Raw genomic sequence first — 24060 nt, 5'->3', positions numbered from 1 at the left:
TCCCTCGCGAGAGGGATTTTTTGTGTAGTGGAACTACTGTATAAAAGTGCCCCGATATGGTATAATTTTAACGTGTAGCATTAATAGTCCAGATAGGAGAAGGATCATATTTGAATATTAATATTGAAGGAATAGAACTGAATTACATTATTGAGGGCTCAGGTGAGACAGTACTCATACTCCATGGCTGGGGTGCAAGCATCGCTTCGGTTAGACCCATTGTCAACATTCTTTCCGGTACGCATAGAGTGATTGCTCTGGACCTGCCGGGATTTGGCAGTTCAGGAACCCCAAAGGAGGTTTTCGGATCCTTCCATTATGCGGATATACTCAAGATATTTATTGACAGGCTTGGGATCGAAAGGTTATCACTCGTAGGACATTCCTTCGGTGGAAAGCTATCGATAATATTATCAGCAAGGCACCCTGATTTGATTGATAAGCTCGTACTGATAGATAGCGCTGGCTTAATACCAAGGAGAACTATAAAGTATCATCTGAAGGTCAAAGGATTCAAGCTGATGAAGCTTTTATGGAGACTGGTTTTCTTTTGGCAGGAAGATCCTGTAAGGATGGAAAGACTCCGCAAAAAGTTTGGATCTGATGATTATCAGAATGCTCAGGGCATAATGAGGAAAATACTTGTTAGGGTAGTTAATGAAAACCTTAAGCCCATATTGAAGGATATAAAGGCTCCCACTCTGCTGATATGGGGAGACAAGGACGAAGCTACTCCGTTATATCAGGCAAAGATTATGGAGAGGGAAATAAAGGACAGCGGTCTCGTGATATTTGAGGGTGCAGGTCACTTCTCGTATGTAGATGAATATAACAGGTTTTCCTTAGTACTCAAAGCCTTTTTCAAAGAGGGCGAGAGTAAGATGGGTGGAACTGACTCTGGAGGAATATGATGGAATTACAATTTATTTTGTTGGTAGTAGTAATAGGGTCAGTATTCATGGTCGCTGCTGAAAAAAGGACGAAGGAATCGCTTCATATGGTGCAGCTTGAGGGCTATGATGCTGAACATTATCTCAAATGGCTGGGAAGCAATAAAAAAAGAGCATACAGCTTCTCTAAGGAATCACAGCCTATAAAAAAACCACTTGTAATGACTCAGAGAGCAACGAGGCTTTTTAGGGCGAATCTTGTTCTGTCAGTCATTATATATTCCATTCCTGTGATTTTATTGGGATCTTTGGTTGATAATGTTATATTTACTGCTATTTTGGTCTTAATTTCCCTTGGTGTTGTTTATTATCTTCAGCCCATTATTCTGGCTTGGTCCACCATACTTATGAAGCCTGTGGAAAACAGAATAAATATGGGATTTTACACATCTGCTCAGAACAAGATTAGATCAAGGGAAGATCTTAAAGTGGTAGGGATAACAGGAAGCTTTGGTAAAACAAGCACCAAATTCATAGTAGGGACAATACTTTCAGAGCGGTTCAATGTCCTGAACACACCCGAATCCTACAATACCCCAATGGGCTTATCAAAGGTGATCAACAACGACCTGAAGGATGAACATGAGGTTTTCATAGCAGAGATGGGTGCCAAGGTAATTGGAGAGATCAGAGAACTGGCTGAACTTGCGCAGCCAAAGATAGGTATCCTGACATCAATAGGCCCTGTCCATATTGAAACTTTTAAAAACATCGACAATATCATGAAAACCAAATATGAGCTTATAGAAGAGCTTCCAACTGATGGCGTAGCTGTTTTCAACTATGACAATGAACACATCAGGAAGCTTGCTGATAAAACATTTAAGGAGAAGCTCCTCTATGGATTTGAAAACACCGAGAAGCTCGATGTATATGCTGAGGATATCCAGGTTACTGAGGAGGGTTCAACCTTCACGCTGAGGGACAGGGAAGGAAACAGTATAATGTGTTCAACCAAGCTTTTAGGCAAACATAATATATATAATCTGCTCGCAGGTGCCTGTGCTGCAAAAATACTAGGTCTTAGCTTTGAAGAGATAGCGAGGGGCATCTCAAAGGTAGAACCGGTTGAACATAGGCTAAATCTGATAAAAGCCCCTAATGGGATAATAATTATCGACGATGCTTTTAACTCTAATCCGATAGGTACTAAAGCAGCCTTGGAGGTGTTGGGTCAATTCAAGGATGGCAAAAAAATCATTGTCACACCAGGTATGATAGAATTGGGTGATATGGAGGAAGAGGCCAACAGAGAATTTGGAGTAAACATCGGCAAGGTATGTGATTATGCAATTCTTGTCGGCGAGAAGAGAACCAGGCCGATATTTGAGGGGTTGCTGGAAAGCAATTTTAAATTAGACAATATAATTGTCGTAAATAATTTAAGTGAGGCTACAGTTGAGTTAGGAAAAATCTCAAAATCTGGTGACGTCGTTTTGTTTGAAAACGACCTGCCGGATAACTACAGTGAGTAGGGGGGTCCATCTGTGAAAAAGGTAGGAGTGCTGTTTGGCGGTAGAAGTGTAGAACACGAGGTTTCTGTGATAACTGCAATGCAGATCATTGAGAATATGGACAAAACCAAATATGATCCAATTCCTGTATACGTAGACAAAGACGGTAGATGGCTAACGGGAAGGAGCCTGCTGAGCTTTAAATCCTTTAAGGAGAACAATTTGAAAGACACAAAGAGGATCATGCTTTCAGGGATCCATGGGGATGGGAACCTATATCTTCATCCTGAAGAAGCAGGGATTTTCGGCAAGAAGGTATTTGATAAGGTGGATATATTTTTCCCAGCTTTCCACGGAACTAACGGTGAGGATGGAAGCGTACAGGGACTTCTTGAGTTGCTGAATCTGCCCTACGCTGGTGCAGGTGTTCTGGCATCGGCAGTAGGGATGGACAAGATTGTAATGAAGGACGTATATAAGGCAAACGATCTTCCTGTTGTAGAATTCCTATGGTTCTATAGATCACAATGGATCTCCGGGAAATCCCAGGTCATAGAGGAAATTGAGAAGAAGCTAGGGTATCCTGTATTCGTAAAACCGGCAAACCTTGGATCAAGTATAGGAATATCAAAGGCTAAAAACAGGGAGATGCTGGAGTTTGCCTTCCAGATTGCCGCAAGCTACGACCGGAAGCTAATAATTGAGAAGGCTGTTGAAAACCCGAGAGAGATAAACTGTGCCGTTCTTGGTTATGATGACCAGGTAGAGGCATCTCTTTGCGAAGAGCCTATAGGCTGGACAGACCTGTTGTCATTTGACGATAAATATATCCGCGGGGACAAATCAGAAAAAGGGGAAGATTCTAAAAGAGCAATTCCTGCCAATATACCGGACGATATGAGAAAGCAAATCGAAAACCTTGCAAAACATGCCTTCATGGCAATCGATGGAAGAGGAAATGCAAGAATTGACTTTCTTTTAGCTGAAAACGGCAGTGTGTATGTAAACGAGATAAACACTCTCCCCGGATCTCTTGCTTTCTATCTATGGGAGGGCAAAGGATACGATTTTAAAACTCTTATCGATAAGATGATAGAAATCGCCCTGATAACCCACAAGGAAAAAGAGAAAAACATGTACACCTTTGATTCAAATCTGTTTGCAAGAACCCAGTTCGGATCAAAAACAGGCAAAATGTAGGATATTTTAAGTATCTTACATTTTTTTGCCCGCAAGGGTACATAATGATTATGATGGAAGGGGAGAGTGGATATGTCGATGAGAGAGATAATCATTGAATTTATGAAGCAGCCAAAATATAAGCCAATGCTGAAAGAGGAGATAGCCGTTGCCTTTAAGATCGATAGAAAGGATCAAAGGGAGTTTTTCAAATCGCTGGAAAGCATGGAAAAGGAAGGTATAATACTTAAAGCACGGAACGAAAGATATGGGTTGTTAAATAGCGAATATATGGCACTGGGAGTTTTGGAAGGTAATGAAAAGGGATTCGGTTTTGTAATATCGAAGGACAGACCTGGCGAGGACGTATTTATATCCGCAGAGAACATGAATGGTGCTATGCATGGGGACAAGGTAGTTGTTAACATCCTTAAACGCAGAGAGACGTCAAGAAAGCAGGAAGGTGAGATAATCAGGATCCTTGAAAGGGCTAATGAGACTGTAATCGGTACCTACGAGGGGAATGGGAATTTCGGGTTTGTTATTCCTGACAATCATAAGCTCTCTTATGATATTTTCATCCCAAAAGCCGGATCAATGAATGCAAAGGATGGGCAAAAGGTAATCGTGGAGCTTACAAGATGGCCTGAACCAAGGAGAAATCCCGAAGGGAACGTTATTGAGGTTCTGGGATACCCGTGGGAGAAGGGAACTGACATACTATCCATAGTAAGGATGTTTAATCTGCCGAGTGTTTTCCCTGAAGATGTCATTAAGGAAGCGCAAGCAGTTCCAATGAGGATCCCTGAAGATGAGATTTCACGAAGAAGAGATCTAAGACAACTTAAGCTGTTCACAATAGATGGTGCAGATGCCAAGGACCTTGACGATGCAGTATCCATAGAAAGCCTCGATAATGGAGGATACAGGCTTGGGGTCCACATCGCCGACGTATCGCATTACGTGAAAGATGGCTCACCACTCGACAAGGAAGCCCTTAAAAGGGGAAACTCAGTATATCTTCTCGATAGAGTGATCCCAATGCTGCTCCATGAATTAAGCAATGGTATTTGTTCTCTGAATCCGAAGGAAGACAGACTTGCCATGTCAGTTATTATGGACATAGATAAAAAAGGCAAGGTTTATGCCCATGAAATATTTGAATCAGTAATAAACAGCAAAGCAAGGCTTATTTATGATGATGTCTCCGATTTGCTTGAAGGCAAGACCTCAACTGAGGGGAAATTGAGAGATGTTGCAGAGGAGCTTTTCGTCATGAAGGAGCTTATGGATATATTGAGATCGAGAAGGGAACGAAGAGGAAGCATTGATTTTGACTTCCCTGAAAGCTACATCGAATTGGATGAGAATGGCAAGCCAATAGATGTAAGGAAGCTGGAAAGAAGGGTTGCGAACAGACTTATCGAGGAGTTTATGCTGGTCTGCAATGAGACTGTTGCTGAAAGATTCTTCTGGGCTCAAGTACCATTCCTGTACAGGATACATGAGGATCCAAATCCTGAAAAGTTAGCTGATTTCCTTAGGTTCATCCATAACTTCGGTTATTCAGTAAGGGGTAAGGAGCTTCACCCCAAGGACTTCCAAAGACTTACGGATGAGATAAAAGGGAGGAGAGAGGAGCCCGTAATCTCAACCTTGCTTCTTAGGACGATGCAAAAAGCTGTTTATAGCTCAGAGCCAGGCAAACACTTTGGGCTTGCTGCACAGTATTACTCGCATTTTACTTCTCCAATAAGAAGATATCCTGACCTTCAGATCCACAGGATCATAAAGGAAACTCTGCGGGGAAGCTTAAGCCATAGGAGGATGGAGCACCTTGAAGGCTGGCTTCCGGAGGTTGCTGAACATACATCAATGACAGAAAGAAGGGCTGAGGAGGCCGAGAGAGAGGTCGATGACCTTAAGAAGGCTCAATTTATGGCTGAGAGGATCGGCGAGGAATACGACGGGATTGTGTCCTCTGTGACATCATTTGGGATGTTCGTGCAGCTTGAAAACACGATTGAAGGATTAGTCCACTTCAGTAATATGGAGGATGATTTCTACTTCTTCGATGAGGGAAACTACATGATAGTTGGCGAAAGGACCAAAAGGACTTACAGACTGGGCGACGAGGTAAGGATAAAAGTCATAGGAGCGGATATTGGTAAAAAGAATATTGACTTTGCCATAGCCTCTGCCAATATTGACACAGATGACTAAATTTGCTACACTGAAGTTCGAAAACTTTCAAAGGGTGATTGCATGAAAAAGCTTGGAACTAAAGTAATTGCAACCAATAGAAAAGCAAGACACGAATTTTTCATAGAGGATACCATGGAGGCAGGCATAGTCCTCACCGGTACTGAAGTAAAATCCATACGTCAGGGCAAGGTCAATATCAAGGAGTCCTATGCTTCCATTGATGACGGCGAGGTATATGTTAACGGGATGCATATAAGTCCATATGAGCAGGGGAATATTTACAATGTAGACCCTTTAAGAAAAAGAAAGCTACTCCTTCATAGAAGGGAAATAAGGAAGCTGATAGGTGAAACGAAGCAAAAGGGGTTTACTCTGGTTCCTCTTTCAATATATCTCAAGGATGGTAAGGTTAAACTGGAGCTTGCTCTGGCAAGAGGAAAAAAGTTATACGACAAACGAGACACTATTGCTAAAAAGGATGCTGAGAGAAGGATAGCACAACATTCCAGCGAGAAGTACCAATAGAGGCGAAAATTGACACAAACTCGAACATATGTTATAATTTATCTGCAATAAAAAGTATCGGGGGCGAACTTGGTTTCGACGGGGATACGGAATCAGGAGTAGCGAGTCGTTGTCGCCAAGCAACGTTAAAAGTGGCAACTAAATTAAACGCAAACGATAATTACGCACTAGCAGCTTAATATAGCTGCTCGATTCTGCCGGGATTCCCACGACCTGGATAGAATCGTCATCTAAGTGGGGAACCGAGTCCGGCAAAGCTTTGAGCTGGAAACGGAACCTATGAAGCTACTAAAGCCCATATCCTGTCAGCAGGAGATGGGTAGAGGGAATGTGAAATTGCTGACTGCACTCGGAGAAGCTCTTGTGGAAGGATTTTCGGACGTGGGTTCGACACCCACCGCCTCCACCAAAAGTAATACCATCAATTGATAAAAAGTATTTTATCGGTTGGTGGTTTTATTTTACCCTGAAACGGCTTGAAACAAGCGGTTCACGAGGTTTTTCGGAGACTGCTTGTTTCATTTTTTGGGCCGCTGCCATTGGAATTTTTCATTGTTCGCTGATTTTAAGAGCTGGTAGCGTGGCATCAAATCGTTTGACATTAGGTGGGGGTGTGCATTTTTCGGGCATATCGTTGAGCATTTGAAGTAATCGTTGGACATTAGTTAGCAAAATACTTTTAGTCCAAAAATATATTATTTCTTTTTTAGACAGCAAAAAACGCCTTGCTATAAACAAGACGTTTTCAGGAACTCCTTTTACACATGGTAAATGAGCTACTTAGAGCATAGCACATGATACGCATTTTGTCCAGAAAAATTTCGGACCAGAACGCACGTTCTAAAGCATATTATATCCTAGCTTAGTAATAGTATACGCAAGAATTTAAAAATTGTTCATGATTTTCAACTATTCGAATATTCCGCATAGTGCTGAAGCTTTTTTCTTAATGAGTGATCTTGCTCAAAATAAAAAGCTGTAATCAATAAACAATATGAATCGCGGGGCTCAACTACAACCATATATCGCTCTTCTTCTAAAAGCAAGTGAACTCTTTTGTAGCTTCCTCTAGGGGCGGGTTCTTCCCAAAGCTTAATTCCATCGCATTCTGCGCAAGCTGAACTGTCGCAATTATGTTCTTCAATAAAACTCTTAACCCAGCGAATTCTCTCGCAACGGCGAAAATCTGGTGCTCGTTCACCATCACCGTTATAATCCTGACAAGTGACATGAAAAAAAGCTTCTTCCTTTCCATACTCCACTGGGTGCTTTCTAATACTAACTCGTATCCCTTTAAAAGACGGTCTGGAATCTATAAAATCTTTTTTGAAAATTGTATAAAGAGCGTTTTGGTATGCGGCCCATTCGCTATTATAGTCTTCAAAAAACTCTAGATTTGGCAACCAACAATTATTTTCCATTATCAGTTACCTCGCATCCCAAAAGAACAAATTAAGCTTATCTTCACGAAGAAGGGTACTTCGATCTAAAGAATAACCGGATCGTTCTTTTATTAGTTTGATAATGTCGAGCTTTGCCTTGCTCAGTTGGTGGTTTTCAGGGAAAATACGATTATTATAACCTAAAGCTCCAATTAAGACGTCGACGATTTGCATGATTTGCACTTCATCTGAACGTATGGGTTGTATTTTTTTAATGGTGCGTGATGCAAAATCATACATGGAATTACAGCAGACTTCTTTTAATTTTTGTGCTTTCCTATTTGTGTGACTATCTTTGACATCAATATAGATTTCATAGGAATCGGTAGGCGAGAGTATAGCCTTAAGCATCTCGAAATACATTTTATAGTACCACAAATCGTGCGTCTGATTAAATCTTTCATGGTCAAGCTTTGTTTTATCAGGAATCAGCAAAGCTCTGAAATGAAGATCTGCTTCATCAAAAAAATAATTGACCAGGTCTTCATATAATTGGGTTTTAGCAGGACTTATTTTTGTCCATTTCATTTCTGCTGTTTCAGATATGCCATTTCTGACTTTTATTTTGCGTATGCGTTCATTGATTTCTTTTACGCAGTCGTGAGGACACCAAACAGCTCCGAGAACCATGATATTTATTCCATCATGTTCTAAATGACAACTTTCGTCGCAATATACATTGTAATTAATCATGGCTTACCACCCTTGCTTATATTGTCTATGCCGCCGTCCGTATAGCGTTCGAATTTATACTTTCAATTGTTGACCTAATACGTCGGAAGGCATCAAGGTTGTCACTGAATATTTCGAAAATGTCTGCTCCGCCGGCAAATTCATCATCTTTCATATCTTCCGGAGTCAGCGTGCCCCAGCGAGTAATCCAGTCTACGATATAGTAGACAAATGTAATTTGCGGTTCGGTGAATAATTGACCATCTAGGAAACCAGAGAAAGCTGCCAAAGCTGCCTCCTGTGACAGTCCGGTGATTCCGCGAATAAACCGACCTAATGAAACGCCGTTAGCTGCTGCTTCATACTCTTTCTCCGTCCCTACCTCATGCCAGAATATTTGCTCAAGCTCGTCCCAATCTGCATCATTCAGCGTTTCGTTGTTCTTTAATTTGTGAATGGCAGGTTTATTTTCATTATCCTTAACGTACCGTTCAGCTCTTTGATAATAACCTTCCATGGCAGGGTCATCAGCAAAGCGCTCTCCTTCTTTTTCAAGCAAGACGCTATCAGTTACATTGATGACTTTAGCGCGCATTTCTTTCTTCAGGTATTGCATCAGATCACGTAATTGCTGACGTATTTCTTCAATGTCAAGAAGTGTTGCTGATGCCCAAAAGCAATCCTGCTGCACTTGGCTTATTATTTCACGGCGCTCCAGTACCTGAGGGATTGTTGCCTTTGGCTCTAAGGTACGAGCAATTGTTTTAACTCGATTAATGATAGAACGCTGAGTGTTATCATCTCCAGTTACATGAGCAATAGATAATTTGTACATTAGTGCATCTAGCCGACGTGCAGACTCATCATCATCAAGAGCTGGAACTAGTCCCGCTAAGTGGGATATGATATTACCGGCTTCAATTGCACCAATGCACTGGAATGCGTCTGAGTCGGCATACTTTTCCACCAGCTGCAGGTTTTGTTTAACCTGGAACTGTTCTTTGTTTAACGAAGAAATGCTGGTTGAAATATCCTGGACAAGGCTTTGTCGGAAATTGATGAGCTCAGATTCTTGGAATTTCATTTCCTGGAGTTCGCGAATCAGCATCACTTTCAGTTTGAAAGTATATTCAGCCAAAGAGATAGTTTCATCCGATTCTTTTCCCTTTGGATCTTGACGGAAGAACTCAAAGTTACCAAGGTAATCAAAGATATAGAACTGCTTTTTATCTTCGCCCGGGCCGAAAATATTCTCACAAAGCCTCGTGCCACGTCCAAACATCTGCCAAAACTTAGTTTTGGAAAGCACTCGTTTGAAAAAGACAAGGTTGAGGATTTCAGGTACGTCGATACCTGTATCCAGCATATCAACAGATATGGCAATTTGCGGATATTTATCTTTTTGCTTAAAGGCGGTTAATAAATCCTCAGAATACTTCTCGTAATTATCAATAACACGTGCAAAATCGCCATGATACTGTGGGTAGAGAGCATCAAATTGATTCTTTATGAATTCTGCATGTGAATGGTTCTTAGCAAAGATAATGGTTTTGCCTAATTTGTCGCCGCCTTCAACTTTTAACCCTTTAGTCATCAGGTCTTGAATTATTGCTTGATTAGTGTGAATGTTATAGTACTGAGAGTTTATGGCTTCTCCGCTTATGAAGTCAGGGATTTCTTCATTCTCATCAAAAGCCTCTTCAAACATTGTCTGTTGCTCATCTGAAAGTTCATCATAATGGATGCCTTCTGTAGGTATACGAAATAGTTTTTCGATGCAATGGTAATCTGTAAGATACCCCTCGGACACTGCTGTACCATACTCATAGGCATAAGTGGGCATATTATTTTCTAGACCGAAAAACTCATAAGTATTGTGTCCAACATCATCTTTTGGTGTAGCGGTCAGCCCCACCAGAAGAGCATCAAAATAATCAAAAATGGCTCTGTACTTCTTGAAAATACTTCGATGCGCTTCGTCAATGATGATAAGGTCGAAGTGCGCTGGAGTAAACAGCTTTTTCCCGTCCTCAGTTTTTTCCTCATTGATTGCATTCATTATAGTTGGATACGTAGAGAAAATTGCTCTATCAGCAGGTTTGTCGTCTCCACGTTTGCAAAGGTTACAGGATGATAAGTTCGGCATGTGCTTTGTAAACGCTGACTTTGCCTGCTTGACCAGTTCAACTCTATCAGCCAGAAATAGAATATTTGTCGCCCATGCATGTGATGTCAATACATCGACGAGAGACACAGCCGTTCTAGTTTTACCAGTTCCGGTTGCCATAACTAAAAGAGACTTGCGGCGGCTCTGTGAAAATTCTCCGCAAATTCGTTGTATGGCAGTCTTCTGATAGTGACGATCCGTAATTTCAGGGTTGATTTGGATGTTGTCAAAAGGAATTCGCTGCTCGCGACGGTTCATGATTCGCTGCAAATCTTCTTTTGAAAATACTGAATAGACCTTGCGCTCTGGGTAATTTGTATCATCCCAAAACCAAGTATCGTAACCATTTGTGTAAAAAATAAAGGGACGTTGTCCATATTGATTTTCAAGACAATCGGCATAAAGTTTCGCCTGATGTCGACCAACTTTCGGGTCGACCGTAGTTCTTTTAGCTTCTACAACTGCTAAGGGCAGACCATTATCACCATTTAAGACGTAATCAATATAGCCATCTCCAGAATCGTTAGGCATACCGAAAACTGGTACCTCTTCAAAGCAGTCAACTCGGAACTTCCAGCCCATCGCCTTTAGGTCAACGTCGATGTAGCTTTTACGGGTATCCGCTTCACTCTTCGTTCCTGCGGAATATGCCCTTGAAGCGGTATTGCTTGCTCGGAGGGATTCCATCTCGGATTGCATTTTTTTTAGGTCATCGAGCAATTTCTGACGTTCTTCATCCTTAGCATCTAATTCAGCTTTAAGATTGTTAAATTCATCCTTTGATATAGATTCAGCCAGCTCCGATGGAAGAAGGGATTCATCAAATTTTCTATCTTCATATGCCGAGCCATAACAGTAGTCGATAAATAGCACAACGTCAAAAAGGCACCCAAGCGATAAGGTAGCCTCATGACGACTGATATTTTTTCCTGTATGTGCTGCAAAGTTGCCAAGCTTAATGATGAACTTGAGTTTGCCCATTATTTCATCATCAACCGAGTCCGCAAATGAGGGGTTGTAGATAAGTGCAGACAAATTGTCCTTAAAAGGCATCTTTAAACTCTTATCTACTGAATAGAGCCACTTTACAGCGAGTTCCGCACTTTTTCTAGTCCCAAGCGCACACAAGGCAGGGCTAGCAGCAATAGAACTCTCTGCTTCTATACAAGCGGAAGAAAAAGCCTGAAACTCTCGGTTGCTTAATAAAAAATCAAAGTTTGCCATCCAATATCCCTCCTTTCACTCATTGGAATAGTTCGCCATTAAAGGCTTTCTGCAAGGTGGATTTATACGTCGTCTCTAATATCTCAAGACTAGCTCGGAGACGTAGCTTTTGTTCCTCAAGAAAGTTCATCTTGTTTTCAAATTCAAGTTGCAATGGGAGTGGTGGAACTATAACTTGCAAGGGTGATAGAATTTCCAGATTGATATTTGCCCTCGCGGCATCAGGCGCATAATCCAAGAGCCATTGTCTCCAATATCTCAGCTGCATCTCCAGAAAAACATTCGTACATTTTTCCGGATCAACAGTTATACCAATTGCACTATCCGGTGCATATACATTTCTCTGAAGAATAGCAGTAGCGCCAACTGTTGCACCAACCAACGCAATCATAATTGTACCTGCCGGGAACTCCTTACTTACGCGTATTCCTAAATCATTTAATGTTTGCGTATAAGTTGATAAACGATGATCGCATCCATTAATATCGCCGGTTTGTACAAAAGGGTATGAACCATTGTAATATTTCGGATCGTTTCTAGGCCGGGGTGAAAACCTACCACGTTCGAGTTTGCTTATTTCAGACAATGAACAAGTCGGCCAGCCTTTGGGGTTGGTTAAAGGATCTCCAAACATACTTGCAAAAGTATCAGTTTCAGCTTTACTAAGCGTTTCAATTTGAAGTTGCCGCCTATTGATGAGAAATTGCTCTTTGTTCAGGGCAGCAACAATTTTATCTTGCACTGATTCATTTTCAATAGGTATTTCTATGTCTTTGATATAGGTCTTTGAGATATGCTTTAACCCAGAGCCTTTAAATCCCTTTTCAAGAATTTCCGCATCCGACAAAAGATAATAATATGCATATTGAGCATTAATTCCATCGTTTGGATATGCGACAAGACAGTCTGTAGATGTTGAAAATTGCCCGTGAGCGTAATGAAGAGTTGGATTTCCACCTGTTCCGAGTATTAACGCTTCGCCGTTATATAAAGCCGTTTCTACAAACTTATCTTGAATAGGACTGCATGTATAAAAAGGAACAGTACCTTGCTCGTTGCCCTCGCCTGCTTTTATTTTTGATTTTGGCTGAAATATAAATAATTCAGAGAATGTCTTATTCATCTTCAAACATTGCCTCCAATTCGCTAATACCCACGAGAATTTCTTCCTCAAGTTCTCGGAAGCGGGCAATACTGACAGATGGATGATCAAACTCAAGTTGTTCTCCATTGTTTTCTTTGTATGTTTTAAAGCGTAAATCCCAGTTTTTGTCGATTACTTCTTGCGCTGGCACAAGAAAAGATTGATCTTTGCGTGTTCGTTCTGCTTCTTGGGCAGGATCAACCGTAAGATTTTTATAACGAGCAACAATGTCATCGACATCACCATCAGTGCCAGATTCCGTTCGCTTGTCATCAAGGGAACGACCATCAGATCGCATGTCATAAAACCAGATGTTATCAGTACCGCCTGTGCCCGTTTTAGTAAAGACCAGAACCGCTGTTGAGACACCGGAATAAGGCTTGAATACTCCTGATGGCATTGAAATAACCGCCTGAAGCTTATGCTTCTCTACTAATTCTTTCCGTATTTGTTTATGAGCGTTTGATGGTCCTGATAATACACCTTCCGGCACGATACAAGCGCAACGACCGCCTGCATCTAACATTCTAAGAAAAAGAGCTACGAATAATAACTCAGTCTTTTTTGTATCAGCAACCGATATTAATGACGGTGCAACTGAGTCATGATCGAGAGAACCTTTAAATGGTGGGTTTGCAAGAACTACTGTGTACTTATCCTCATCTGTATTGCTCTTGGAAAGCGAATCATTAAACTTAATATTTGCATTATCCATGCCATGTAAAATAGTGTTCATTGCTGTAATTCGGAGCATGGTTTGGTCGGTATCATAGCCTGTGAACATTCTGTTTTGATAATGTTCACGGGCTTTTGTGTTTGTCCGAAGTTCATACTCGTTATTTTCACGAACGTAATGCCCGGCTACGACAAGAAAACCACCCGTTCCGCAAGCAGGGTCCGCAATGGTGTCTGTGAGCTGCGGGTCAACCATTCGCACCATCATGCTGATTATGTGGCGCGGTGTTCTAAATTGCCCTATACGACCGGCTGTCTGAAGCTTGGATATCATGTACTCATAAATATCACCCTTCATATCCCTGTCCTGCAATGGCAAGTCTTTGATCGCTGTGACAACCTTTTGCGTAATCAGCGCATTCGGCAATAGGAAGTTTGCATCCTTCATGTATTGAGCGTAAGCACTCTTTTTATTGATTTTCAAACCATCTATCGTATGCCGTGTACCGTCGGGCATGCGAATTGACGTGTTATTTCCCTTTATAAAAGGAAACACCCTTTCTCGCAATCGGTCATATATTTCTTCTGCCTTAAGGTCACAGAATTTACTCCAACGTAATGTCTGTCCAATTTCATCTTTCGGAAATATACGTTCTGTCGGCGCTCCGCCGAGCATAGCGTCTTTCTTTTCATTTGCTGTTTCAATATCATCCAATGATCGTATAAAGAACAGATATGTTAACTGTTCTATAACTACTAATGGATTTGCGATACCGTATGAATACATATCATCCCAAATCTTATCGATTTGGTTTTTGAGTTCGATAATGTACAATAAGTTTCGCAAATTAGAATTCCAGCCCAAAAATAGAAAGGACATGGGCGAGGCCGTTTGGTAAAATAGAGTTGCAACACACAAACTACCAAAGGAGGCCAAACACATGTCCAATAAGATTATACAATTAAACGAAGGCGTAATCAAAGAGGAATTGAAAGACCTGGTCCGAAAGAGCGTGGAAGAGACTCTCAATGAGCTTCTGGATTCGGAAGCTGACGCCCTTACGAATGCCGGGAAGTATGAACGGACGGCGGATCGTGCCGGCTACCGATCCGGTCACTACGACCGAAACCTCACAACAACGTCTGGCGATGTGAATCTAAAGATTCCGAAACTGAAAGGTGTTGCCTTTGAGACAGCCATCATTGAGCGATACCAACGTCGAGAAAGCTCGGTTGAGGAAGCCTTGATCGAGATGTACCTGGCTGGCGTATCGGTTCGGCGGGTGGAGGATATCACCCAGGTACTCTGGGGAAGCCGTGTATCTCCTGCCACGATTAGTGAGCTGAACAAGAAGGCCTATGTCCATATCGAGGAGTGGCGAAATCGCCCGCTGCAGGGAGGAAGTTATCCCTATGTCTACGTGGATGGCATCTACCTGAAACGCAACTGGGGCGGCGAATATGAGAACGTGGCCGTATTGGTCGCCATCGCCGTTAACGAAGACGGCTACCGGGAAGTGATCGGCGCAGCAGAAGGAATGAAGGAAGATAAGGAAAGCTGGACCCAGTTCCTCAAGTGGTTGAAAAGTAGAGGACTATCCGGAGTACGCCTCATCGTTGGAGACCGCTGCCTTGGAATGGTGGAATCGGTGGCTGAAGTCTTCCCGGAAGCCAAATACCAACGCTGCGTGGTCCATTTCTACCGAAATATCTTCACAACGACTCCCAGAATCCGGATGAAGCTGATCAGCCGGATGCTGAAAGCGATCCACGCACAGGAGAGCAAAGAGGCGGCCCGGGAGAAGGCCAAACAGGTTGCCATTCAACTTCGAGAGATGAAACTGCATGAGGCGGCGAAGAAACTGGAAGCCGGAATTGAGGAAACCCTGAGCTATATGAGTTTCCCCAGCGAGCATTGGACCAAGATCCGAACGACCAATACCATTGAACGAATGAACCGGGAGATCAAGCGCCGTACAAAAGTCGTGGGCACTTTCCCTGATGGCAATTCCGCCTTGATGCTCGTCTGTGCGAGGCTCAGGCACGTGGCCGGCACCCAGTGGGGATCGAAACGCTATTTGAACATGAAACGGCTGGAGATGATGGATCTGACGATCCCGGAAACGGTTGTCGTATAGGCAGAACCCAAACGGTCAAAAACTAATTTGCGAAAAATACTGGACGGTACCTTGAGTTCTCCCACGATCATCACCTTACCTCACATTCATATTATTTTTTATACTTCCCAGTCTTCAAAACAAAAGCCTTGCCTAGTTCGATGAACTCTGTACCCACACATTTCACAAAATGCTGCATCTTTACCATTGATGTGGTCACAAGGTTCAAGCGATATTAATAGTCCCTTTTTTAATGCACTTCCACAAGCAATGCAGAAGTTTGATTGCGTGGTTATACCGCGAGTGTTTCCACAATGCGGACAAGTATCGGGTTTTCTCAGGAAGGGAGGCAATGGTTTAGGCAATTTCTGCTGAGCTGGATTCTGAGTGTTCTGGTCAAGCAAAATTGTAATGGCTCTGTTGTTTTTCAACGACCTTAGCTGGCGGCAAGCCGCCGTTGTAGGTATGAGGTCTCTGATTGTTGTACCAACCGTAGGCGTAAGCGGTTACTTCTTCGTACAGCATGGCTTCGGTTTCGAAGGATCTCAAGTTGATCAGCTCCGCCTTCAAAGTGTTGAAGTAGCGCTCGATGGGAGCGTTGTCGTAAGGGCAGCCAGGCTTGCTCATGCTTTGGATCACACCGTGCTCTTCGCAGAATTCGATGAATTCCTTCGATGTGAACTGGCTGCCGCGGTCGGAATGAAGAATCATTCCGGTTTCACCCCCGGTGTTCGCAATGGCCTTGCCTAAGGCGGCGATCGCAAGCTTTGTGTCGATGCGATCGCTGTTCACGCTGGCTACGACACGACGGTCAAACAAATCCATGATGCAGCAGTTGTATCGCTTGCTCCGATTGGCAAGAAAGAGGTATGTGAAGTCGATACACCAGCGTACATTCCTCCTATCTGCACAAAAGCCCTCCCGCAGAAGGTTGTCAAATACTGTCAGCGCTTTCGGCCCTTTGCGGTAGCGGTATTTCGGCTTCCGTGTCACAGATTTGAGTCCAAGCTCCACGTTCATATACTTGCGCACGGTTTGCTCGCTGAGTACAATGCCTTGGTTGGCCAAAAGCTGTTTCATCATGCGATAGCCGGGTCTCCCGCCGGTCTCATGATACAGCCGTTCAATGGTTCTCAATACAGAAGCCTTTTTCTTTTCACCGGCGCTCTTGCGATGCTTCTTGTAGTTGTAATACCCATTCGGACAAACCCCCAGGCGCTCCATGAGCCAATTGGTTCCAAAGCGCCTGGCATACTTGTCGATAAAGTGGTATCGAGCTATTTGCTCTCCTTGGCAAAGAACGCCGCCGCTTTTTTTAGGAAGTCGTTTTCCTTTTGAAGCTCTTCCACTTCCCGCTGGAGGCTCCGTATCTCTTCCATGTCGGCGATCTGTTTGGCCTTTCGCTCACTATTGGCCGCATCCGCTCGATACTTTTTCACCCAACGACTCATGGCAGTCCGAGGGAAACCATATTCATCGGATAGGCTCTGATAGGTTCGGCCCTCTTGAATGCGTAGCTTGATGATCCTCTCTTTGAGTTCGGGTTCTACATAATGCATTTGGCATGCTCCTTTCGATTTGATAATATTTTACAAAACGCACATGCCTATTACAACCTTACTGTAGCAGCTCAGAGAAATGAATCTTCCAAGCTCAAAGTCATGCCTATCCCTGCAAATTGTTACTTCTTTCATGTACTCCCCGAAATTATGTAGGGTAAACACGGCATTTGCAGGCTCAAAAGAGTAATCCTCCGTTGCTTTTTTATAGCGGTTGAGCGCTGCATCATCAGAAATACCGCATATCATAGCGATGTCGCGCTCATCTACAATGTCCAAGTGCCGCATAATCCACTTGGAAGCCAATACTTCTCCGGCGAATATATCTGCTTCAAATTCTAACTGATTATAAAGGTTGTAATCGAGGTTATCTGCTGTAATGCTGCTAACCTTATTGTCCTTGAGATGGCCAAGATAGATATGACCAATCTCATGAGTCGCCGTCCAAAGCATCCTCGTTTGAGGAATTTCATCCCCGGCATTTAATATGATGTCATATTGGTCATGAGCAACATCATACATTGCAAGTCCATCTTTACTTCGCATAACGTGGTTACAAACATAATCTGTACTTTTCCCGATTTCGTAGGCGAGTTGATGAACATATTTTAATCTCCAGTTTGGTTGAGAACTGATAATATCAATGGGGTTCACGGGGAGCCAGCGAATCCCGAAATCATACAGAAACTTATGAGCCGCATAGTAAACCCTCAACGCGGCTTCAGATTCATTTCTCAAACTCATCTGGATAAAGAGATTCCATAACCTTTCTTAATTTTTCAAGGTCCTCGTTTGTAAGCTCAGCCCCCGCTTTTACTATCGCACGAAGATGTTCATTTTCTATGAAATCTGCAAGTTTTGCTGCGTTATTAGAATCCCGGAAGGCTTCCTGTGCCATAGCCAAAGCCTGTTCATCAATGGCCAGTCCTCCATCAGCAGTTCTTGCGACTGCTCTAAGATCTGAATCGTTGATAGTTGTGTTTTCAGCTCTCCACTTATTTATAGCAGCTTCGAGCTGTTCTTTTTTTTGTATGTCAAACAAAGCCTCGAGAGGAGTTTTAAGTGCAGCAGCTATTTTGACAAGGATATCAATCTGAGGTTCACGAGCCCCACTCTCAATATAATCTAAATATGATTTTGAAATCCCTACGTCTTTACTCAGTTTGAGCGCCGACAGTTTTGCTTCTTTTCTTACGGCTTTTATATATTGCCCTAGTGCGATGCCCATACTGCACCTCCTTAACATAAACACTATTTGTGGTTTAGATATTGACAATGCCCACTATTCGTGGTAATTTTATTTCAGAAACTTGATTTTATGGACAAACACTCTGAAATCTCAACCGCAATACGATATTACCACAGAATGTGGGCAATGTCAATAAATATTAGACAAAACAGTTATATGAGAGCGCGGATCTATAAAACTACAAAATATACACAATTCACTGTTACGTTGAAAGGAGACTGCCTATGAAGAAAATGAAGTGCCCAAACTGCGGCCGGAGAGCCTTTGATATATCGGACCTTCCAAAAGAAGAAGTCGAGGTAAACCTCAAGTGTCCACAGTGTGGGAAATTCGTTACAGTTACCTGCAACGAAAAATCAGAACTCAAAGCATCTTAGTTGGTGCTATGAGATCAGTGAAAGGAGGTGATTCCAGTGGCTAAAAGCAATAGTAAACAGACTTCCCCATCAGTTGCGCGCAAGGCGTCGTCCATTTTAAGAGACGGTGGAACCAGCGCAAAGACCAAATCAGTGGCGGGTAGTGCGTTGTCACAGACAAGGCCGTCGCCAAAGAAAAAGTAAGACAATAAATTCATACCGAGCAACGGAGCCGAGTGCGAGCTACCAAATGGCCGGATGAGTTACGAAATGCAAATTCGTAACCATCCGGCCATTTGCGTTTTGTGACCATTCGGCTCTTTTACATATCTCACGCTTGGCTCCTGCACTGAAAGGAGCCAAACAATGAAAATCAATTACAAAAATGCTGACGGTAAAATCATCGAACTGGAGGTATCCGAAGAGGTTGGAACCTTCTATTTGGAGTCAATCGAAGCAGAGAAGAAAAATGACCGCAAAAATTCTCGAAGAGATCGCCACACACAGCTTTCTACCTTTGAATACGAGGATGTTCGCTATTTTAGCGATGGCACCGACCTGCTCGCGGATTTAATCGACTCTGAGGTTATCGGCCAGGCCATGTCCTGCCTGAACGAACGCCAGCAATACCTGCTTCGCAAGTGCCTGCTGGAGGGTTGGTCATATACCGACCTTGCCGCTTTAGAGGGTAAGGATGAATCTGCCATTCGCCATGCCGTAGATAGAGCAAAAAAGAAGCTCAGAAATTTTCTTGATTAGGACCGTCCGATTCGGTCCTTTCTCCTGGCTTACATCAGAAGGCACAAACAATACAGCCTTCAGAAAGGCAAGGTGAAGCACATGAGACACACACTCAGAATCAGTGTTTCAAAGGAACCGCCAGGTGGCGGGATCGTCGGCTGCCGACATGTCACCATGCGGGAGCGACTACTTCGCTTCCTGCTTGGAGACAAGCAAAGGCTGACGGTCATTGTACCCGGCGACAGCGTAAAAGCGCTGTCCATCGTTGAGGAGGGAGGTGAAAGCGGTGAGTAAAATCAAGCTACTCCTTGATGTGGTCGATAACATGCGCTCTCTGGCGGACAGCATCCAAGCTGCAGCTGAGACGATGGCGGGCAATGAACCTGCCAAGGTTGCACCAGGGGTACCGACCTTTATTGAACCAAAAACCACAGAAAAGCCGGTATCACTTGAGCACGTCAGAGCAGCATTGGCCGAAAAAAGCCAGGAAGGGTTTACTGCAGAGGTGCGGGGGCTTCTCGAAAAGTACGGAGCACCAAAGCTCAGCCAGATTGATCCGGTAAATTATGCAGCTCTATTGGCGGATGCGGAGGTACTCAAATGAGCAAGCATGCGATTCTATCCGCATCAAGTGCGCATCGCTGGTTGATCTGTACAAGAGCACCTCGACTGGAACAGGAGTTTGCAGACAACAGCGGCGAGGCCGCCGCCGAGGGCTCTGCTGCCCATGCACTAGCAGAACACAAGCTGCGAAAGGCCCTCAAGCTACGCACGAAAAGACCAGTCTCAAAGTATGACTCAGATGAAATGGAAGCCGCCACCGATGGCTACGTTGATTTCGTATTGGAGATTCTTGCGGGGCTAAAGCAAACCTGCTCAGATCCAACGATCCTGATTGAGCAGCGCCTGGACTTTTCACGCTTCGTACCGGATGGCTTTGGCACCGGTGACTGTGTGGTTATCGGCGATAGGACGCTTCATATCGTAGATTTCAAATTCGGATGGACCCTGGTCCACGCTGAAGAAAATCCACAAATGAAGCTTTATGGCTTATCTGCCTTAGAGCTATTCGACGGGATATACGACATAAGCGAAGTGTCAATGTCAATTTACCAGCCACGAAGAGAAAATGCCAGCACCTACACAGTGTTTAAGGAGTCTCTCTATCAGTGGGCTGAAGAGATCTTGGTCCCGACTGCAAAGCTCGCCTTTGAAGGTGGCGGTGAATTTGTACCCGGCGATCATTGTCAGTTCTGCCGGGCAGCAGTCAAGTGTCGGGCAAGGGCTGAGGAAAAGCTGAACCTTGCACGGTTTGAGTTCTCGTTGCCACCAGTCCTCACGGACGACGACATCGAAGGCATCATAGCAAAGCTGGACGACCTGACAGCCTGGGCAAATGACATCAGAAACTATGCCCTTGAAGCAGCACTCAACCACGGCAAGCGCTGGTGTGGCTTCAAGCTGGTGGAGGGCCGCTCAAACAGAAGGTATAAGAACGAGGAAGCCGTCGCAGAGGCTGCAAAGGCTGCCGGTTACCGCGATATATACCGACAATCCCTGATTACCCTCACCGAAATGGAGAAGCTGATGAGCAAAGCAAAATTTAGTGAAATCCTTGGTGAGCTCATTGAAAAGCCACCGGGAAAGCCGGCGCTGGTACCCATTACCGATAAACGACCGGAAATCAATACATCCGCAAAACAAGATTTTAAGGAGGAAATTTAATATGTCAAACACAGCAAATAAAACAAACACAGGTGTTAGGGTGAATCCCACTAAGGTTGTCACAGGCATAGTCCGTCTCAGCTATGCCAATGTCCATGAGCCCAAAAGCATCAATGGAGGCGCAGAAAAATACAGCGTTTCTCTCATCATTCCAAAGTACGATACCAAAACCCTTGAGGCTATTAACAAAGCGGTTGATGCTGCCATCGAGGAAGGTCGCGGTAAGTTTGGTGGGAAGATTCCGAATAAGGCCGCTCTGAAGCTTCCACTTCGTGACGGTGATATCGACCGCCCGGACGATGAGGCATACGCAGACAGCTACTTTGTGAACGCCAACTCCAATTCTGCTCCGGAGATAGTGGACAAGTCCCTGAATCCGATCATAAGCCGTTCGGAGGTTTACTCCGGAGTATACGCAAGGGTCAGCATCAATTTTTACGCCTTCAACTCCAACGGCAACCGAGGTGTCGCCTGCGGCTTAGGCAATATCCAGAAGGTCCAGGATGGCGAGCCCCTGGGTGGAAGGACTAGTGCTGCAGATGATTTTGCATCAGACTATGACGGCGAGGACTTCCTTGGCTAAGGGGATACGCAAAATACTAAAGATTGGGCGGCGGGATTTCTTGCCGCCCTTTTCCGCTAAGGAGGCCATATGAAAACACTCTCATGCGATATTGAAACGTTCTCCAGCTTTGATCTGATGAAAAGCGGTGTTTACCGTTACTCGGAGGTCCCGGACTTTGACATACTGCTGTTCGGTTATTCCATTGATGGTGGTGAAGTACAGGTTGTTGACCTTGCCAGCGGTGAAGCTCTGCCGGAGGAAATCATCAGAGCTCTTACGGATGATGCAGTCATAAAGTGGGCCTTCAATGCCCAGTTTGAACGGATCTGCCTATCACGATGGCTGTCTAGGCAAGGTATAACGCTGGATCAGAATAATCCTGAAAGCCAATTTATAAGCCCAGTATCCTGGCGCTGTACCATGGTTTGGTCGGCCTATCTGGGCTTGCCTCTTTCACTGGAAGGTGCCGGAGCGGTGCTGGGACTTGAAAAGCAAAAGCTCAAGGAAGGAAAAGACCTGATCCGATATTTCTCGATGCCCTGCAAGCCGTCAAAGGTAAATGGCGGGCGGGAGAGGAACCTGCCGGCTGATGCCCCGGAAAAGTGGGAGAAGTATAAAGCATACAATGCCCGTGATGTGGAAACCGAGCTTGAGATCCAAGCCAAGCTTCACAAGTTCCCTGTACCATCTTTTGAATGGCCGAATTATATTCTTGATCAAGAAATAAATGATCGTGGCATCCGTCTGGATCTGGAGCTCGTAGGTGAGGCCATTCGCTTTGACAGCAGGGCCAAACAGGAGCTCACCTATCGGATGCAGCAAATGACTGAGCTGGATAACCCAAACTCAGTCGCGCAGATGAAGGCGTGGCTGGCAGAACAGGGCTTAGAAACCGACACCCTGGGCAAGGCTGCCGTAAAGGAGCTTCTGAAAACAGCGCCTGAGCCGCTCGGCCAGGTGCTGGAGCTCAGGCAGTCTCTGGCCAAAAGCAGTGTCAAGAAATATACTGCCATGCAAAATGCCGTCTGCTCTGATGGCAGGGTTCGTGGGCTTTTACAGTTTTACGGTGCGAATCGGACCGGGCGCTGGGCCGGAAGACTCGTGCAGGTGCAGAATCTGCCCCAAAACCACCTGCCAGATTTGGAGCAAGCAAGGCAGATGGTGAGGCTTGGTCAGTATGACCTGCTGGAAGCGCTCTATGATACTGTGCCGGAGGTGCTGTCGGAGCTCATCCGAACCGCCTTTATTCCAAAAGCCGGTTATACGTTCATTGTAGCTGACTTTTCAGCGATCGAAGCCCGCGTTATTGCGTGGCTGGCTGGCGAGTCCTGGCGAAACGAGGTGTTTGCTACCCACGGCCGGATCTATGAAGCATCGGCTAGTCAGATGTTTCATGTCCCCATTGAGGAAATCACTAAAGGCAGTCCTTTAAGGCAAAAAGGTAAAATTGCTGAGCTTGCCTTAGGCTATGGGGGCTCGGTCGGTGCGCTGAAAGCCATGGGTGCCCTTGATATGGGTGTTGAAGAAGTTGAGCTTCAGTCGCTAGTCAATGCATGGAGGTCGGCCAACCCCTACATCGTCCGGTTTTGGTGGGAGGTAGACAGGGCTGTCATGACCGCTGTCAGGGAGCGAGCTGTAACGACAACCCACGGTATTCAATTTGAATGCAGAAGCGGCATGCTGTTCATAACGCTACCTTCAGGCAGACGACTTTCATATGTGAAGCCGAAGCTCGGCCAGAATCGCTTTGGAAGCGATGCGGTGACCTATGAGGGTGTAGGCGCAACGAAGAAATGGGAGCGCATCGAAACCTATGGCCCAAAGCTTGTGGAAAACATCGTCCAAGCCATTTCACGCGATATCCTCTGTCATGCGCTGCAGGCTTTTAAGGCTTATGAGATTGTCATGCATGTGCATGATGAAATTGTAATCGAAGCGGATGAAAAACTCTCACTACAAGACTTATGCTCAAAAATGAGCAAAACTCCGTCTTGGGCAAAAGGGTTATTGCTTCGTGCCGAGGGCTATGTGTGCCCATTCTATAAAAAAGATTAGAAAATTTTATATAGACCGTCCGAAACCGTCCTTTCTCCTGGCTTAAAGCGAAGGCC

Annotated in this window: 22 protein-coding genes and 1 other RNA gene; 14 read left to right on the top strand and 9 right to left on the bottom strand. The window is 44.3% G+C overall.

Annotated features, from left to right (window positions below; genetic code table 11):
• Window positions 1-110 precede the first annotated feature (110 nt).
• The 6 genes from EC328_RS08190 (at window position 111) to ssrA (ending at window position 6722) form a co-directional block, all read left to right on the top strand.
• A complete protein-coding gene (locus EC328_RS08190; RefSeq protein WP_128426328.1) occupies window positions 111-911 on the top strand; it encodes an alpha/beta fold hydrolase in 801 nt (266 codons plus the stop codon).
• The gene (locus EC328_RS08185; RefSeq protein WP_128426327.1) at window positions 911-2425 is read left to right on the top strand and encodes a UDP-N-acetylmuramoyl-tripeptide--D-alanyl-D-alanine ligase; all 1515 of its coding nucleotides are present in this window, start codon (window positions 911-913) and stop codon (window positions 2423-2425) included. Before EC328_RS08190 ends, EC328_RS08185 begins: the two co-directional genes overlap by 1 nt.
• A gap of 12 nt (window positions 2426-2437) precedes the next feature.
• Window positions 2438-3604 (top strand): D-alanine--D-alanine ligase family protein, encoded by a 1167-nt coding sequence (locus EC328_RS08180; protein ID WP_128426326.1) that lies wholly within the window; start codon window positions 2438-2440, stop codon window positions 3602-3604.
• A gap of 72 nt (window positions 3605-3676) precedes the next feature.
• Complete coding sequence (gene rnr, locus EC328_RS08175; RefSeq protein ID WP_128426325.1) at window positions 3677-5806, top strand: ribonuclease R; 2130 nt, start codon at window positions 3677-3679, stop codon at window positions 5804-5806.
• A gap of 42 nt (window positions 5807-5848) precedes the next feature.
• Entirely contained in the window at window positions 5849-6313 is a 465-nt protein-coding gene (smpB, locus tag EC328_RS08170; protein ID WP_128426324.1) for an SsrA-binding protein SmpB, read from the top strand.
• 59 nt (window positions 6314-6372) lie between these two features.
• Window positions 6373-6722, top strand: a transfer-messenger RNA (tmRNA) gene (gene ssrA / locus EC328_RS08165).
• 496 nt (window positions 6723-7218) lie between these two features.
• On the opposite strand, the gene EC328_RS08160 is transcribed toward ssrA, so the two are convergent.
• From EC328_RS08160 to EC328_RS08140, 5 genes are read right to left on the bottom strand one after another with little or no spacing between them, the layout of a single operon-like run.
• A complete protein-coding gene (locus tag EC328_RS08160) occupies window positions 7219-7734 on the bottom strand; it encodes a hypothetical protein (RefSeq protein WP_128426323.1) in 516 nt (171 codons plus the stop codon).
• Between the two features lie 6 nt (window positions 7735-7740).
• Entirely contained in the window at window positions 7741-8448 is a 708-nt protein-coding gene (locus EC328_RS08155) for a DUF3800 domain-containing protein (protein WP_128426322.1), read from the bottom strand.
• 25 nt (window positions 8449-8473) lie between these two features.
• The gene (locus tag EC328_RS08150) at window positions 8474-11818 is read right to left on the bottom strand and encodes a DEAD/DEAH box helicase family protein (RefSeq protein WP_128426321.1); all 3345 of its coding nucleotides are present in this window, start codon (window positions 11816-11818) and stop codon (window positions 8474-8476) included.
• Between the two features lie 19 nt (window positions 11819-11837).
• On the bottom strand, window positions 11838-12941 hold the full coding sequence (locus EC328_RS08145; RefSeq protein ID WP_240671553.1) for a restriction endonuclease subunit S: 1104 nt from the start codon (window positions 12939-12941) through the stop codon (window positions 11838-11840).
• Window positions 12934-14472 (bottom strand): class I SAM-dependent DNA methyltransferase, encoded by a 1539-nt coding sequence (locus tag EC328_RS08140; protein WP_128426319.1) that lies wholly within the window; start codon window positions 14470-14472, stop codon window positions 12934-12936. The genes EC328_RS08145 and EC328_RS08140 overlap by 8 nt, the downstream gene beginning before the upstream one ends.
• A 106-nt stretch (window positions 14473-14578) precedes the next feature.
• Between EC328_RS08140 and EC328_RS08135 the strand changes: the two genes are divergently transcribed.
• The gene (locus EC328_RS08135; protein ID WP_128426318.1) at window positions 14579-15775 is read left to right on the top strand and encodes an IS256 family transposase; all 1197 of its coding nucleotides are present in this window, start codon (window positions 14579-14581) and stop codon (window positions 15773-15775) included.
• A gap of 375 nt (window positions 15776-16150) precedes the next feature.
• On the opposite strand, the gene EC328_RS08130 is transcribed toward EC328_RS08135, so the two are convergent.
• Genes EC328_RS08130 through EC328_RS08115 form a run of 4 tightly spaced genes read right to left on the bottom strand, consistent with a single transcriptional unit; the run spans window position 16151 to window position 18541 of the window.
• The gene (locus EC328_RS08130) at window positions 16151-17035 is read right to left on the bottom strand and encodes an IS3 family transposase (protein WP_128426317.1); all 885 of its coding nucleotides are present in this window, start codon (window positions 17033-17035) and stop codon (window positions 16151-16153) included.
• The gene (locus tag EC328_RS08125; protein WP_128426316.1) at window positions 17032-17313 is read right to left on the bottom strand and encodes a transposase; all 282 of its coding nucleotides are present in this window, start codon (window positions 17311-17313) and stop codon (window positions 17032-17034) included. Before EC328_RS08125 ends, EC328_RS08130 begins: the two co-directional genes overlap by 4 nt.
• Before the next feature lie 30 nt (window positions 17314-17343).
• The gene (locus EC328_RS08120) at window positions 17344-18057 is read right to left on the bottom strand and encodes an ImmA/IrrE family metallo-endopeptidase (RefSeq protein ID WP_128426315.1); all 714 of its coding nucleotides are present in this window, start codon (window positions 18055-18057) and stop codon (window positions 17344-17346) included.
• The gene (locus EC328_RS08115; RefSeq protein ID WP_164906078.1) at window positions 18041-18541 is read right to left on the bottom strand and encodes a helix-turn-helix domain-containing protein; all 501 of its coding nucleotides are present in this window, start codon (window positions 18539-18541) and stop codon (window positions 18041-18043) included. Before EC328_RS08115 ends, EC328_RS08120 begins: the two co-directional genes overlap by 17 nt.
• Window positions 18542-18786: 245 nt before the next feature.
• Here EC328_RS08115 and EC328_RS11530 point away from each other — a divergent pair, with 245 nt between their 5' ends.
• The 7 genes from EC328_RS11530 to EC328_RS08085 all read left to right on the top strand — a co-directional run bounded on the left by EC328_RS11530 (window position 18787) and on the right by EC328_RS08085 (window position 24004).
• The gene (locus EC328_RS11530) at window positions 18787-18939 is read left to right on the top strand and encodes a hypothetical protein (protein WP_164906077.1); all 153 of its coding nucleotides are present in this window, start codon (window positions 18787-18789) and stop codon (window positions 18937-18939) included.
• A gap of 36 nt (window positions 18940-18975) precedes the next feature.
• Window positions 18976-19122 (top strand): hypothetical protein, encoded by a 147-nt coding sequence (locus EC328_RS11525; protein ID WP_164906076.1) that lies wholly within the window; start codon window positions 18976-18978, stop codon window positions 19120-19122.
• 162 nt (window positions 19123-19284) lie between these two features.
• Complete coding sequence (locus EC328_RS08110) at window positions 19285-19677, top strand: RNA polymerase sigma factor (protein ID WP_128426313.1); 393 nt, start codon at window positions 19285-19287, stop codon at window positions 19675-19677.
• A 268-nt stretch (window positions 19678-19945) separates the two neighbouring features.
• Window positions 19946-20263 carry an RNA methyltransferase gene (locus EC328_RS08100; protein ID WP_128426312.1) on the top strand — a complete coding sequence of 106 codons (318 nt, stop codon included), beginning with the start codon at window positions 19946-19948 and terminating at the stop codon, window positions 20261-20263.
• A complete protein-coding gene (locus EC328_RS08095; RefSeq protein WP_128426311.1) occupies window positions 20260-21384 on the top strand; it encodes a DUF2800 domain-containing protein in 1125 nt (374 codons plus the stop codon). The genes EC328_RS08100 and EC328_RS08095 overlap by 4 nt, the downstream gene beginning before the upstream one ends.
• Before the next feature lies 1 nt (window position 21385).
• Window positions 21386-21967 carry a DUF2815 family protein gene (locus tag EC328_RS08090; protein WP_128426310.1) on the top strand — a complete coding sequence of 194 codons (582 nt, stop codon included), beginning with the start codon at window positions 21386-21388 and terminating at the stop codon, window positions 21965-21967.
• A 69-nt stretch (window positions 21968-22036) separates the two neighbouring features.
• Window positions 22037-24004 carry a DNA polymerase gene (locus EC328_RS08085; protein ID WP_128426309.1) on the top strand — a complete coding sequence of 656 codons (1968 nt, stop codon included), beginning with the start codon at window positions 22037-22039 and terminating at the stop codon, window positions 24002-24004.
• Window positions 24005-24060: the final 56 nt, after the last annotated feature.

The organism is Gudongella oleilytica (assembly GCF_004101785.1).
Taxonomy (GTDB): domain Bacteria; phylum Bacillota; class Clostridia; order Tissierellales; family Tissierellaceae; genus Gudongella; species Gudongella oleilytica.
The sequence above is the reverse complement of the archived record's forward strand: the minus strand, read 5'-3'. Positions and strand labels throughout refer to the sequence as shown.